We start from the raw sequence: 12,886 nt of genomic DNA, 5'->3' as shown, positions 1-12,886 counted from the left end.
GTGGCATGCTCCGAACGCTCCTACTCTCTCTGACCACGCTCATCCTGTTACTCAGCAGCATATGGGCGCTGCTGGCGCTATGGTTTCAGGCTCCGGGGGGCAGCGTGGGGCGTTACGGGTTGCCGGTATTGTGGTTATGCGGTCTGTCTGCGCTGCTGTATTGGTCGTGGGTGGGAGGCGCCTGGTGGCAAAGCATTCTGGTCTATCTTGTCCTCTTTGCCTTGCTGATGCTCTGGTGGGCGAGCATCAAACCGAGCAATCAGCGCGACTGGGCTGATGATCTGACCCACATCACCACCGGCTCAGTGGAAGGGCGGCGAGCTACCCTGCAGCATGTACGCAACTTCAATTGGCGTAGCCAGAAAGATTATGACATCCATTGGGAAAGTCGGGAGTACGACCTGTCTCGGCTGCGCTCGGTGGATATGATCACGTCGAACTGGGGCTTCCCGGCGATTTCCCATGTGTTGGTGTCATTCGGTTTTGATGACGGCGAGCACGTGGCGTTTTCAGTGGAAATCCGCCGGGAGAAGCACGAAAAGTTTTCTGAGCTGGGCGGGTTTTTCAAGCAGTTCGAACTCAGCATCATCGCCTCGGATGAGCGCGATGTGGTGCGGGTGCGCAGTAATGTACGCAACGAAGACCTGGAGCTGTACCACATCAATCTCAGCCCGACCGATGCGCGGGAGCTGTTTCGCTCCTTCGTTGTTCAAGCCAATCGCCTCGCTGAGCACCCGCGTTTCTACCATACGGTGACCGGCAACTGCACCACTATCGTATTTTCCATGATGAAAAAGATAGTGGATGGCTTGCCGCTGGATCACCGGCTGTTGTTGACAGGCTATCTGCCGTCCTACGTTCATGAGGTCGGTGGTATGGAACCCGGGATGGCGTTGCAGGAACTGCAACGCAGAGGACAGATCACCCAGCGCGCCCGTGATGCGGCGGATGACCCGGCCTTCTCGGCGTTGATCCGTCAGGGTGTGCCGGGCTGGAATTGAGGCTCAGGGCCTACTGTCGATTCGGCCTGACCTCATCGCTCATCATGATGCCCGCCCAGCGGGTCTGGGGCGATGAATCCAGAGCCAGTTTGGCGATCATCGTCAGAGGGACGGCCAGCAGCATCCCCACCGGGCCGAAGACGTAGCCCCAGATCATCAGCGACACCAGCACCACCAGGGGGGACAGGCCCAGACTGCGTCCGAGCAGGCGCGGCTCGATGATATTGCCGATACTGACGTTGACCGCAAGATACAGCGCCAGTGCCAGAACAGCTTCGCCAATCCCCAGGCCGAGCAAGGCCACCAGCACACCAGGTATCGCCGCTATAATCGAGCCGATGGTGGGAATGAAATTCAGCACGCCGGCAACGATGCCCCAGAGAATCGCAAAGTCCACGCCCAGCCAGGTCAGACCCGCGCCAACCAGCAGGCCGCTGGTTGCACTGGCACCGGTTTTGATCAGCAGGTACCGATAGACCGAGCGAAGAAAGCGCCGGGCACGGACTCTGGCCCGTGGTTTGCTGGGAAAAGCTGCGTTGAGTTTGTCTGACAGGGTGCGCTCTTCCAGCAACATGAACATGAAGATCAGCAGTACCATGAAGGTGCTCGCGGTAAGCTGTCCGATTTCGGCGGCGATGCCGCGGGCCATGCCGGTGATCGTTGCAGTGGCGGGCAGAGGGATTGCTTCGGGAAGAAATTCCCTGGGCAGGCCTCTCTCCAGCAACATCAGGCGTATACCATCCAGCCAGCCGGAAAAGCGGTATTGATATATGGGAGCTTGCGTCGCAAGGCTTTCAGCAGCGTCTTTCAATGCCAGAAACAGCAGGAAAAAGGACAGGCCGACCACCGAGAACAGCAGCAGGACCGAGATCGGGCCGGGAATGCCCCGGCGCTGCAACCACCCCAGGGGCGGTCCGCAGATGATTGCCAGAAAGGCGGCCAACAGAAAAGGCGTCAGAATATGATTGATGGCCTTGAGGCCGCCCAGCACGATGATCAGTGCGGCGGCGCCGATCAGCCACTGCAATGATGCGGGAACCTGTCGGGCCAAGCGGGGCGTTAATTGCATGTATCTTCCTGTAGCTGTATGAGCATGTCCGTGAGCATGATAATTGAAATGACATCCATACGGCGCTTTCCAACGTACAATGAGCCAAGTGCAACCGTAGCGAGGTGAAACGTGAAGATCGGTATCCTTCAGTGTGATGATGTGAGAGCCAGCCTGCAGCCCAGTTATGGCAATTATCCGGAGATGTTTTCGGTGCTGTTGCAGGAGCTGATTCCTGATTGCGAATTGCCGGTTTACCGGGTTCTGGACGGGGAATTGCCCGACTCAATCGATGCTTGCGACGCCTGGCTGATCACCGGCAGCAAATTCGGTGTCAATGATGATCTGCCCTGGATTGAAGCGCTATGTGAATTCGTGCGCACACTTTGGCAGCACAAAGCGCCTTTGATCGGTGTGTGCTTCGGCCATCAAGTGATAGCCAAGGCGCTGGGCGGCGCGGTACAGAAGTCCGAGAAGGGCTGGGGCATCGGCATGTCGTTCAATCAGGTGATCGAACGCAAGCCCTGGATGGAACCCTTCCAGCTGCATCTGGATCTGCTGGTCAGCCATCAGGACCAGGTGACGATCCTGCCGCCCCAGGCCGAGGTGCTGGCGAGCAGCGATTTCTGTCCTTATTATCTGGTTCAGTACGATGACTGTTTCCTCAGCGTGCAGGGCCATCCGGAGTTCTGCGAAGGATATTGTCGCGATCTGATGGTAATGCGCCAGCAGACCCTGCCACCGGCCCGCCTGCGTGCGGGCATGGCTTCGCTCAGCGCTGAAGCAGACAGCCTGTTGATGATGCGCTGGATTGTCCGCTTCCTGCAGGAGGCAGGAGCAAAGTGATCAAGCTGTCCAACACCGTCGAGCTGGATGAAAACGAGTTGGATATCAGCGCCATCCGATCCCAGGGAGCGGGTGGGCAGAACGTCAACAAGGTGTCCAGCGCGATTCATCTGCGCTTTGATATCCAGGCCTCAAGCCTGCCGGATTTCTACAAGGAACGGCTGCTGCAATTTCGCGATGCGCGTATCAACAAGGACGGCATCGTGGTGATCAAGGCGCAGCAGTATCGGACTCAGGAAAAGAATCGGGAAGATGCTATCTCGCGTCTGGTACAGCTGATTCAGGCGGCGACCGTGGTGGAGAAAGCACGGCGGCCGACCAGACCGACCAAGGCTTCGCAAAAGCGCCGGGTGGACGGCAAGACCCAGCGGGGCAAGATCAAGTCGCTGCGCGGTAGGGTGGACGACTGACTCAGTCGTCCTGTTCGGCCTGCAGCAGACGTTCGCGCCGAGCCTGCTCTTCGGCTTGGACCGCCTTGATCTCTTCCATCACGGCATCAATATCCGCTTCACCTCCCTCTTCGGCAAACTCGCCGGTAAGCGCGGTCTCGGTATCCAATTCGCCGGCTTCATACAACGCCCACATTTCTTCGGCGTAGCGGGTGCCCAGCAGCGCCGGGGCGTATTGGCCATAGTAGGCGGTCATGTTGGCCACGTCCCGGCGCAGCATGCTGAAAGCATTGTTGTTGGCGGCGGCATCGACAGCCTGCGGCAGATCGATGATGACCGGCCCCCAGGCATCCACCAGCACGTTGAACTCCGATAGATCGCCGTGCACCAGCCCGACGCACAACATGCGCTTGACATACTCCATGACCACCGCATGGTCTTCTTCGGCCTGCTCAGCGGACATGGAGACGTCATTCAGGCGAGGAGCGACCAGGCCATCGTCGTCGGTGACCAGTTCCATCAACAGCACGCCATCAAAACAACCATAGGGTGTGGGTACGCGTACGCCAGCGGCGGCCAGACGATAGAGCGCATCGACCTCGGCGTTCTGCCAGGCACTCTCCTGTTGCTCCCGACCGAAGCGCGAGCCTTTTTCCATGGCGCGGGCGCGGCGACTGCTGCGGACCTTGCGGCCTTCCTGATATAGCACGGCTTGCTTGAAGCTGCGCTTGTCGGCTTCCTTATAGACTTTTGCGCAGCGGATTTCATTACCGCAGCGGACGACATAGACGGCAGCTTCCTTGCCGCTCATCAGAGGCCGAATGACTTCGTCGACCAATCCGTCGTCGACCAGAGGTTGAATGCGTGGGGGTATTTTCATAGCGACCTTATACCCTGATTTGCCTTACTTTATAAGGCTCTTGTTGCTGCACTGCTCAGTCGACCAGCGCCGCATATACCAGAGCCCGCAGTTCCTGGCGGATCATGTAGCTGGAGGAGGGGATCAGTTGCGTCATGAACACCACCAGCAGATCCTCCACTGGATCAATGAAGAAAGTGGTGCCGGCCATACCGCCCCAGCCGTATTCACCGACAGAGCCGATGGTCTGAGATTTGGCGATGTCGGTCTTTACCGCAAAACCCAGACCGAAGCCGGAGCCGTCGTAGGGCGTCTCACTGAAACCGCCGACTGACACGCTGGGCAGGTCGGTGCCGTTGGGCAAATGATTCAGGCGCATGAACTCCAGGGTCTTGCGACCGATGATGCGTGCGCCGTCCAGCTCGCCGCCACTGGCCAGGGCCTGGGCAAAGCGATAATAATCGCCGATGGTGGAAATCAACCCACCGCCCCCGGACAGATAGCCATGACGTTTGGCGAAGTGCGACGTTTGCGGGTCATCCTGCAGGCTGAAGGTGTCGCCCGGCTGATGTTGATAACAGGCTGCGAAGCGCGGCAGCTTGTCACCCGGCACGGTGAAGAAGGTGTCCTGCATGCCCAGCGGCCGGAAGATGTTCTTGGCAAAGTAATCATCCAGCGGCATGCCGGACAACAGCTGCACCAGGTATCCACATACGTCGGTTGCCAGAGAGTAATTCCAGGCGCTGCCGGGCGAGAACTCCAGAGGCAGACGCGACAGCTCGTCGATCAGGCTTTCCAGGGTCAGTCCCGAGTGGCCGTCCAGCTTGAGCTGGCGATAGGCTGCGTCGATATTGGTACGGCAGGAAAACCCATAGCTCAATCCGGCTTGATGGGTAAGCAGGTCCCGGATGGTCATGGCGCGGGCCGGCGGCCTGGTCACGAAGCTGGGATGAATGCCCGACTGGTAGACCTGCAGGTCGCGCCAGGAGGGAATGTATTTGTGTACTGGATCATCAAGCAGAAAGCGCCCTTGCTCGTATAGTTGCATCAAGGCGATGGAGGTGACGGGCTTGGTCATCGAGTAGATGCGGAACAGGGTATCGCTGGTCGCCGGTCTGGCCCGCTCGACATCCATCAGACCCTGGGCTTGCTGCCAGACCACTTGGCCACGCCGCGCCACCAGTGTCACCGCGCAAGGCAGCTTGCCGGGGCTCAGGTAGTTGGTTTCAAGGTGATCGGCAATACGGCTGAGCCGGTGCAGGTCCATACCGGCGAGAAGAGAAGAATCTGACATCGGAATATCCATGGCAACTGGGCAAGGGTCATTGAATAGTATCGTGAAAGCACCTGTGAAGGGCAGGGTTGGCCAGGGCGTTGGCGAGGAATATTTTTTTTGCCCTCTTGCGCAGAAAGCGGGACAGGCGTAAAAAATCGCAATCAAAACGAATGAGGATTGCGATGAAATGAGCGACTCACCCTGTCTGAATTGCGGCGCTTGTTGTGCCACTTTCAGGGTTTCTTTTTACTGGGGCGAAAGCGATGAGGTGCCGGGAGGATTGGTGCCCCAGCGACTGACCGAGCAGGTGACACCCCATCTAAGCTGCATGCAGGGCACCAACCAGCCATCGCCGCGCTGTGTCGCGCTGATGGGCGAGGTCGGGGGTGGAGTACGCTGCAGCATTTATGAAAAGCGCTCGAGCACTTGCCGTGAATTCCCTTTTCATGGGGAAGATGGTCAGGACAGCCCCGACTGTCAGCGTGCTCGGGCCTTGCACGGCTTGCCGCCGCTGCCGTCGAATCCGCGCGGGCCGGGGCAGGAGCCGCCGGTAGCTGCCTGATCCGGTGACCACCAACAAAAAGCCCCGGCAAATCACTCTGCCGGGGCTTTTTGCTATTGCAGTGGCTATCTGAAATTACATGTTCGGATAGTTCGGGCCACCGGCACCCTCAGGTGCAACCCAGGTAATGTTCTGGGCAGGATCCTTGATGTCGCAGGTCTTGCAATGCACGCAGTTCTGCGCGTTGATCTGGAAGCGCTTGCTGCCGTCATCATTGCTCACAACTTCATATACTCCGGCCGGGCAGTAGCGCTGCGCAGGCTCGTCATACAATGGCAGGTTGTGCTCGATCGGGATGCTCGGGTCAGCCAGTTTCAGGTGAACCGGCTGCTCTTCTTCATGGTTGGTGTTGGACATGAAGACCGAGGACAGCTTGTCGAAACTGAGCACGCCATCCGGTTTCGGGTAGGCGATCTTCTCTGCTTCTGAGGCTTTCTTCAGGCGCTTGTGATCTGGCGTGGTGTCATGCAGGGTAACCGGGATCTTGCCACCGAACCAGTTCTGGTCGACGTAGTTGAACGCACCGCCGAACAGTACGCCGAACTTGTGAATTGCGGGGCCGAAGTTGCGCGAGCGGAACAGCTCATCATACAGCCAGCTGGACTTGAAGCTGTCCACATAACCGGTCAACTCATCGCCACCTTCACGGCCGGCCTTGAGTGCTTCAACCACTGCGTCAGCGGCAAGCATGCCGGACTTCATGGCGGTGTGGCTGCCCTTGATCTTGGCGAAGTTCAGCGTGCCCAGATCGCAACCGATCAGCGCGCCGCCGGGGAAGACCATTTTCGGCAGGGAGTTCAAACCACCCTTGCAGATCGCGCGGGCACCGTAGGAAACGCGCTTGCCGCCTTCCAGGTACTGCTTGACCACCGGGTGGTGCTTGTAGCGCTGGAACTCATCGAACGGCGACAGATGCGGGTTGCTGTAGGACAGGTCTACAATCAGGCCGACAACCACCTGGTTGTTCTCGATATGGTACAGGAAGGAACCACCGGTATTTTCGCTGCCGGAGATATCCAGCGGCCAGCCAGCGGTATGAACCACCAGGCCCTGCTCGTGTTTGCTGGGATCGATGTCCCAGATTTCCTTGATGCCGATACCGTAATGCTGGGCATCAGCGTCGGAAGCCAGATTGTAGCGCTTGATCAGTTGCTTGCCGATGTGTCCGCGACAGCCTTCGGCGAACAGAGTGTACTTGGCACGCAGCTCCATACCCGGTGTGTACATGCCGTCCTTCGGATTACCTTCACGGTCGACACCCAGGTCGCCGGTGAGGATACCGCCAACCACCCCGTTTTCATCGATCAAAGCTTCTTGAGCAGCAAAGCCCGGGTAGACCTCAACGCCCAGGTTCTCGGCCTGCTGAGCGAGCCAGCGACACAGATTGCCCAGGGAGATAATGTAGTTGCCCTCGTTGTGCATGGTTTTCGGCACAAGGAGATCTGGCAGCTTTGTGGACTTCTGCTCGCTGGTCAGCATGTAGATGTCGTCGCGCTTGACCGGGGTGTTCAGCGGAGCGCCCAGCTCTTTCCAGTCGGGGAACAGCTCTTCCAGAGCGCGGGGCTCGAACACCGCACCGGACAGGATATGGGCACCGACTTCGGAGCCTTTTTCCACGACACAGACGCTGATTTCCTGGTTGGCATCAGCTGCTTGCTGTTTGATGCGGCATGCGGCCGACAGACCGGCAGGGCCTGCTCCCACGATGACGACATCGAATTCCATGAATTCGCGTTCCACTATTTTTATCTCCACTCTCAGGCCGAATCGAAAATCGCTTTATTTAGAGATCTTCCTTGAATACATAGCGGCGCATTATATCAATCATGCCTCTCCACACCAGTGTAAAGATGTAAAGCTGGCTTTTTTTCAATACTACTTTTGCTGCAAGGCTATTGACCCGCCAAAAGAGCCTCGGCATGATAAGGGGCTTTACGAAAAGCGGGCTTTAGTCCTTTTGTGACTATAAGTGATTGAGTAGTCACTTTTCAAGACAGGCTTCGCCTGCAGTTACGCGAAAACACGCGACAACAACGAGGTAACCATGAAGGTATTAGTAGCGGTTAAACGGGTCGTCGATTACAACGTCAAGGTTCGCGTGAAAGCGGACAACTCCGGCGTCGATCTGGCCAACGTCAAGATGTCCATGAACCCCTTCTGCGAAATCGCCGTGGAAGAAGCCGTACGCCTGAAGGAAAAGGGTGTTGCGACTGAAATCGTTGCCGTCACCGTAGGCCCGACTGCTGCCCAGGAGCAGCTGCGTACTGCATTGGCACTGGGTGCCGACCGCGCCGTGCTGGTCGAGTCCACCGACGAACTGAACTCGCTGGCCATCGCCAAGCTGCTCAAGGCTGTGGTCGACAAGGAGCAGCCGCAGCTGGTGATCCTCGGCAAGCAGGCGATCGACTCCGACAACAACCAGACCGGCCAGATGCTGGCTGCGCTGAGCGGCTACGCCCAGGGCACCTTCGCTTCTGCGGTCAATGTGGAAGGCGAAAGCGTCAAGGTCACCCGTGAAATCGACGGCGGCCTGCAGACCGTTGAGCTGAAACTGCCAGCCATCGTCACCACCGACCTGCGCCTGAACGAGCCGCGCTACGCTTCTCTGCCGAACATCATGAAGGCCAAGAAGAAGCCGCTGGAAACCGTCAAGCCGGAAGATCTGGGCGTGAGCACCGCTTCCACCCTGAGCACCGTCAAGGTCGAAGCTCCGGCTGCCCGCAGCGCCGGCATCAAGGTCAAGAGCGTTGATGAGCTGGTCGACAAACTGAAGAACGAAGCCAAGGTGATCTGACATGACGATTCTGGTTATTGCTGAACACAACAACACCGAACTGAATGCCGCCACCCTGAACACCGTGGCTGCCGCCCAGGCTATCGGTGGTGACATCGACGTACTGGTTGCCGGCGCTGGCTGCGCTGCCGTCGCTGACGCCGCCGCCAAGATCGCTGGTGTATCCAAGGTACTGCTGGCTGACAACGCTGCCTATGCTCACCAGCTGCCGGAGAACATCTCCCTGCTGATCGCCGAGCTGGGCAAGAACTACACTCACATCCTGGCTGCCGCCAGCACCAACGGCAAGAACTACCTGCCACGCGTTGCTGCCCTGCTGGACGTGGATCAGATCTCCGAGATCATCGCCGTCGAAAGCGCCGATACCTTCAAGCGTCCGATCTATGCCGGTAACGCCATCGCCACCGTCAAATCCGACGCGGCGATCAAGGTCATCACCGTGCGCGGCACCGGCTTTGACGCCGTGGCTGCCGAAGGTGGCAGTGCTGCGGTTGAAGCTGTTGCTTCGGCCCAGGACGCTGGTCTGTCCAGCTTCGTTGGCGAAGAACTGGCCAAGTCCGACCGGCCCGAACTGGCTGGTGCCAAGATCGTCGTTTCCGGCGGCCGCGGCATGCAGAACGGTGACAACTTCAAACTGCTGTACAGCCTGGCCGACAAGCTGGGTGCAGCGGTTGGCGCCTCCCGCGCCGCGGTTGACGCCGGCTTCGTACCCAACGACATGCAGGTCGGTCAGACCGGCAAGATCGTTGCTCCGGGTCTGTACATCGCCGTCGGTATCTCCGGCGCGATCCAGCATCTGGCCGGCATGAAGGACTCCAAGGTGATCGTCGCGATCAACAAGGATGAAGAAGCGCCGATCTTCCAGGTGGCTGATTACGGCCTGGTAGCTGATCTGTTTGAAGCGGTACCTGAGCTGGAAGGCAAGCTGTAAGAGCCTGACTGCCAGCAACAATAGAACCCCCGGCTTGCGAGAGCTGGGGGTTTTGTTTTTTGAGAGGGGTGTTTCGCGAGGAGGTCATCACTCCAACACAAAACTCTCCAACCGATACCCCTGGCCATCCGCCTCCAACACCCATCCAGCCTTGTCCCAATCTCCCAGTACAATCCGCTGCGCGGGTGTGCCGTCGATCTCCAGCGGATGCACGGCAGGGCGGTGGGTATGACCGTGAATCAGAGTGGTAGTCTGGTGTTCACGCATTACCCGCAAGACCTCGTCATGGTTGACGTCGGTGATATCCGCCGCCTTGTAACGAGTACGGGTCTGGCTTTCATTGCGCAATTTGCGACCGATCTTATGACGGGTCTGCAGTGGCAGGTTGCGTAGAATGAACAGGCTCAGCGGATTACGCAGCCAACGGCGCATGCGCATGTAGCCGGTGTCATCAATGCATAGGCTGTCGCCGTGCATCAACAATACCCGCTCGCTGTTGATATCGAGCAGGGTAGGGTCCTTCAGCAAGGTGGCGCCTGCTCGGCGGCAGAAGTCCGTACCGAGCAGAAAGTCGCGGTTGCCGTGCATCAGGTACACGGCCGTGCCTTGGTGGGACAGCCCAAGCAGGGCAGCGCTGATCTTGTCAGCCAGCGGGTTGGGGTTGTCGTCACCCAGCCAGACTTCAAAGAAGTCGCCCAATATATAAAGGGCGTCGGCCTGGCCGGCCTGTCCATCAAGAAAACGCAAAAACGCCCGGGTTATATCCGGGCGTTCAGCTTCCAGATGCAGATCTGATACGAACAGATAGCGCATCCGCAGGTATTACTCGACTACTTCGGCGCGTTCGATGACCACATCATCAGCGGGTACGTCCTGATGACCGGCGCGGCTGGTTGTCTGTACGCCTTTGATCTTCTCGACTACGTCCATACCTTCGGCAACCTTGCCGAATACCGCATAACCCCAGCCCTGTGACGTCGGGGCGGTGTGGTTGAGGAAGCTGTTATCGGAAACGTTGATGAAGAACTGGGCGCTGGCGGAATGCGGGTCCATGGTACGGGCCATGGCGACGGTGCCGATGTCATTGCTGACGCCGTTGTTGGCTTCGTTCTTGATCGGTGCGCGGGTGTCTTTCTGTTGCATGCCCGGCTCGAAACCACCGCCCTGAACCATGAAGTTGCTGATCACGCGGTGGAAGATGGTGTTGTCATAATGGCCGTCACGCACGTACTGCTTGAAGTTTTCGACTGTTTCCGGCGCTTTGTCGGCGAACAGTTCCAGGGTGATGACACCAAAATTGGTATGCAGCTTGACCATGCGATGATCCTCGGATTGGTTGGGATGAAAGGTGCAATGCTATCAGCTGAGGCGGATTCAGGCATCCATGAGTTTAGGGTATGATAGACGTCTTTTGGCCGGAGGGATCGGGGCTGCCTGATTACGCGATCCTTCTCCCACTGATACATACCGTAATGCCTGCGGCATTGCCCGAGATGAGTCCTGAAATACTTATGAATAAACCGGAATCCACGCCTCCAGCTCATTTTCTGCGCCAGATCGTTCAGGCCGACCTGCAAAGCGGCAAGCACACGAACATCGTGACGCGCTTTCCACCGGAGCCCAACGGCTATCTGCACATCGGCCATGCCAAGTCGATCTGTCTGAATTTCGGGCTGGCCCAGGAATTCGGTGGTGTCTGCCATCTGCGGTTTGATGATACCAACCCGGCCAAGGAAGAGCAGGAATACATCGATGCCATCAAGCAGGATGTAGAGTGGCTGGGGTTTCAGTGGGACGGCGAGGTGCGCTATGCCTCGGATTACTTCGATCAACTGCATGCCTGGGCCATCGAATTGATCAAGGCGGGTAAAGCCTATGTCTGTGACCTGACGCCGGAGCAGGCGCGCGAATACCGCGGCAACCTGACCGAGCCGGGCAAGAACAGTCCGTTCCGTGAGCGCAGTGTCGAGGAAAACCTGGACCAGTTCGCTCGCATGACCGCCGGGGAGTTCCCCGACGGGGCCAAGGCGCTGCGGGCCAAGATCGATATGGCTGCGCCCAACATGAACCTGCGTGATCCGATTCTGTATCGCATTCGCCACGCCCATCACCACCAGACCGGTGACAAGTGGTGCGTGTATCCCAGCTATGACTTCACCCATGGTCAGTCGGACGCCATCGAGCAGATCACCCATTCGATCTGTACTCTGGAATTTGAGGATCACCGTCCACTGTACGAGTGGTTTCTGGAGCACCTGCCGGTGCCGGCCAAGCCGCGTCAGTACGAGTTTGCCCGGCTGAATCTGAACTACACCGTGACCAGTAAGCGCAAGCTCAAGCTGCTGGTTGATGAAGGTCATGTGAGTGGTTGGGATGATCCGCGGATGTCCACACTCAGCGCCTTCCGCCGCCGCGGTTATACCCCGGCGTCGATTCGAGAGTTCTGCGAGCGGATCGGTGTTACCCGTTCTGACGGTGTGGTCGATATGGGCGTTCTCGAGTTTTGCATTCGTGATGACCTGGACAACCATGCGCCGCGCGCCATGTGCGTGCTGCGCCCGCTCAAGATCACCATCACCAACTATCCCGAAGGCCAGGTGGAACAGCTGACGCTGCCGCGCCATCCGAAGCAGGATATCGGTGAGCGGGTACTGCCGTTCAGTCGTGAGCTGTATATCGATCAGGATGACTACATGGTCGACCCGCCCAAGGGCTACAAGCGTCTGGTGCCGGGTGGCGAAGTGCGTCTGCGCGGCAGCTACGTGATCCGCGCTGATGAGGCGATCACCGATGCTGACGGCAATATTGTCGAGCTGCTGTGTTCCTACGACCCGGACACCCTCGGCAAGAACCCAGAGGGCCGCAAGGTCAAAGGCGTGATTCATTGGGTGCCAGCGGCAGAAAGCGTCGAGTGTGAAGTGCGTCTGTACGACCGACTGTTCACCTCGGCAAATCCCGACAAGGGCGAGGAGGGCGGTACCTTCCTGGATAACATCAACCCAGATTCGCTGGTTGTGCTCAAAGGCTGCCGCGCAGAGCCATCCCTGGCCGACGCTACGCCGGACGAGCGCTTCCAGTTCGAACGTGAAGGTTACTTCTGCGCTGACAGCAAGGATTCCCAGCCCGGAAACCTGGTATTCAACCGCACTGTCACGCTGCGCGACTCCTGGGGGCAATAAG

Annotated in this window: 13 protein-coding genes; 7 read left to right on the top strand and 6 right to left on the bottom strand. The window is 58.3% G+C overall.

The window, feature by feature from the left end; genetic code table 11:
• The first annotated feature begins 5 nt into the window (after positions 1-5).
• Positions 6-1,001, top strand: a complete 996-nt coding sequence (locus BLU11_RS08435; protein ID WP_090272928.1) for an Lnb N-terminal periplasmic domain-containing protein — start codon at positions 6-8, stop codon at positions 999-1,001.
• A 10-nt stretch (positions 1,002-1,011) separates the two neighbouring features.
• Here the strand turns inward: BLU11_RS08435 and BLU11_RS08430 are convergent, their stop codons facing one another.
• Positions 1,012-2,070, bottom strand: a complete 1,059-nt coding sequence (locus BLU11_RS08430) for an AI-2E family transporter (protein ID WP_090272927.1) — start codon at positions 2,068-2,070, stop codon at positions 1,012-1,014.
• 111 nt (positions 2,071-2,181) lie between these two features.
• Here BLU11_RS08430 and BLU11_RS08425 point away from each other — a divergent pair, with 111 nt between their 5' ends.
• The gene (locus BLU11_RS08425; RefSeq protein ID WP_090272926.1) at positions 2,182-2,895 is read left to right on the top strand and encodes a glutamine amidotransferase-related protein; all 714 of its coding nucleotides are present in this window, start codon (positions 2,182-2,184) and stop codon (positions 2,893-2,895) included.
• On the top strand, positions 2,892-3,305 hold the full coding sequence (arfB, locus tag BLU11_RS08420; RefSeq protein ID WP_090272925.1) for an alternative ribosome rescue aminoacyl-tRNA hydrolase ArfB: 414 nt from the start codon (positions 2,892-2,894) through the stop codon (positions 3,303-3,305). The genes BLU11_RS08425 and arfB overlap by 4 nt, the downstream gene beginning before the upstream one ends.
• A gap of 1 nt (position 3,306) precedes the next feature.
• On the opposite strand, the gene BLU11_RS08415 is transcribed toward arfB, so the two are convergent.
• Both BLU11_RS08415 and BLU11_RS08410 read right to left on the bottom strand, forming a co-directional pair.
• Positions 3,307-4,164, bottom strand: a complete 858-nt coding sequence (locus tag BLU11_RS08415) for a PA4780 family RIO1-like protein kinase (protein WP_090272924.1) — start codon at positions 4,162-4,164, stop codon at positions 3,307-3,309.
• 55 nt (positions 4,165-4,219) lie between these two features.
• Positions 4,220-5,437 carry a serine hydrolase domain-containing protein gene (locus BLU11_RS08410; protein WP_090272923.1) on the bottom strand — a complete coding sequence of 406 codons (1,218 nt, stop codon included), beginning with the start codon at positions 5,435-5,437 and terminating at the stop codon, positions 4,220-4,222.
• A 169-nt stretch (positions 5,438-5,606) separates the two neighbouring features.
• Between BLU11_RS08410 and BLU11_RS08405 the strand changes: the two genes are divergently transcribed.
• Positions 5,607-5,981 (top strand): YkgJ family cysteine cluster protein, encoded by a 375-nt coding sequence (locus BLU11_RS08405; protein ID WP_090272922.1) that lies wholly within the window; start codon positions 5,607-5,609, stop codon positions 5,979-5,981.
• 75 nt (positions 5,982-6,056) lie between these two features.
• Here BLU11_RS08405 and BLU11_RS08400 read toward each other — a convergent pair whose 3' ends face one another.
• On the bottom strand, positions 6,057-7,721 hold the full coding sequence (locus BLU11_RS08400; protein WP_090272921.1) for an electron transfer flavoprotein-ubiquinone oxidoreductase: 1,665 nt from the start codon (positions 7,719-7,721) through the stop codon (positions 6,057-6,059).
• 304 nt (positions 7,722-8,025) lie between these two features.
• Here BLU11_RS08400 and BLU11_RS08395 point away from each other — a divergent pair, with 304 nt between their 5' ends.
• Positions 8,026-8,775, top strand: a complete 750-nt coding sequence (locus BLU11_RS08395) for an electron transfer flavoprotein subunit beta/FixA family protein (protein WP_090272920.1) — start codon at positions 8,026-8,028, stop codon at positions 8,773-8,775.
• 1 nt (position 8,776) lies between these two features.
• The gene (locus tag BLU11_RS08390; RefSeq protein ID WP_090272919.1) at positions 8,777-9,706 is read left to right on the top strand and encodes an electron transfer flavoprotein subunit alpha/FixB family protein; all 930 of its coding nucleotides are present in this window, start codon (positions 8,777-8,779) and stop codon (positions 9,704-9,706) included.
• Between the two features lie 87 nt (positions 9,707-9,793).
• Here BLU11_RS08390 and BLU11_RS08385 read toward each other — a convergent pair whose 3' ends face one another.
• Together BLU11_RS08385 and BLU11_RS08380 are read right to left on the bottom strand one after the other, a co-directional pair.
• Positions 9,794-10,519, bottom strand: coding sequence for a UDP-2,3-diacylglucosamine diphosphatase (locus tag BLU11_RS08385; RefSeq protein ID WP_090272918.1), 726 nt, complete (start codon positions 10,517-10,519; stop codon positions 9,794-9,796).
• 9 nt (positions 10,520-10,528) lie between these two features.
• Complete coding sequence (locus BLU11_RS08380) at positions 10,529-11,023, bottom strand: peptidylprolyl isomerase (RefSeq protein WP_090272917.1); 495 nt, start codon at positions 11,021-11,023, stop codon at positions 10,529-10,531.
• 194 nt (positions 11,024-11,217) lie between these two features.
• Between BLU11_RS08380 and BLU11_RS08375 the strand changes: the two genes are divergently transcribed.
• The gene (locus BLU11_RS08375) at positions 11,218-12,885 is read left to right on the top strand and encodes a glutamine--tRNA ligase/YqeY domain fusion protein (protein WP_090272916.1); all 1,668 of its coding nucleotides are present in this window, start codon (positions 11,218-11,220) and stop codon (positions 12,883-12,885) included.
• Position 12,886: the final 1 nt, after the last annotated feature.

The sequence above is a fragment of the Halopseudomonas litoralis genome (assembly GCF_900105005.1).
Classification (GTDB): Bacteria; Pseudomonadota; Gammaproteobacteria; order Pseudomonadales; family Pseudomonadaceae; genus Halopseudomonas; species Halopseudomonas litoralis.
The sequence above is the reverse complement of the archived record's forward strand: the minus strand, read 5'-3'. Positions and strand labels throughout refer to the sequence as shown.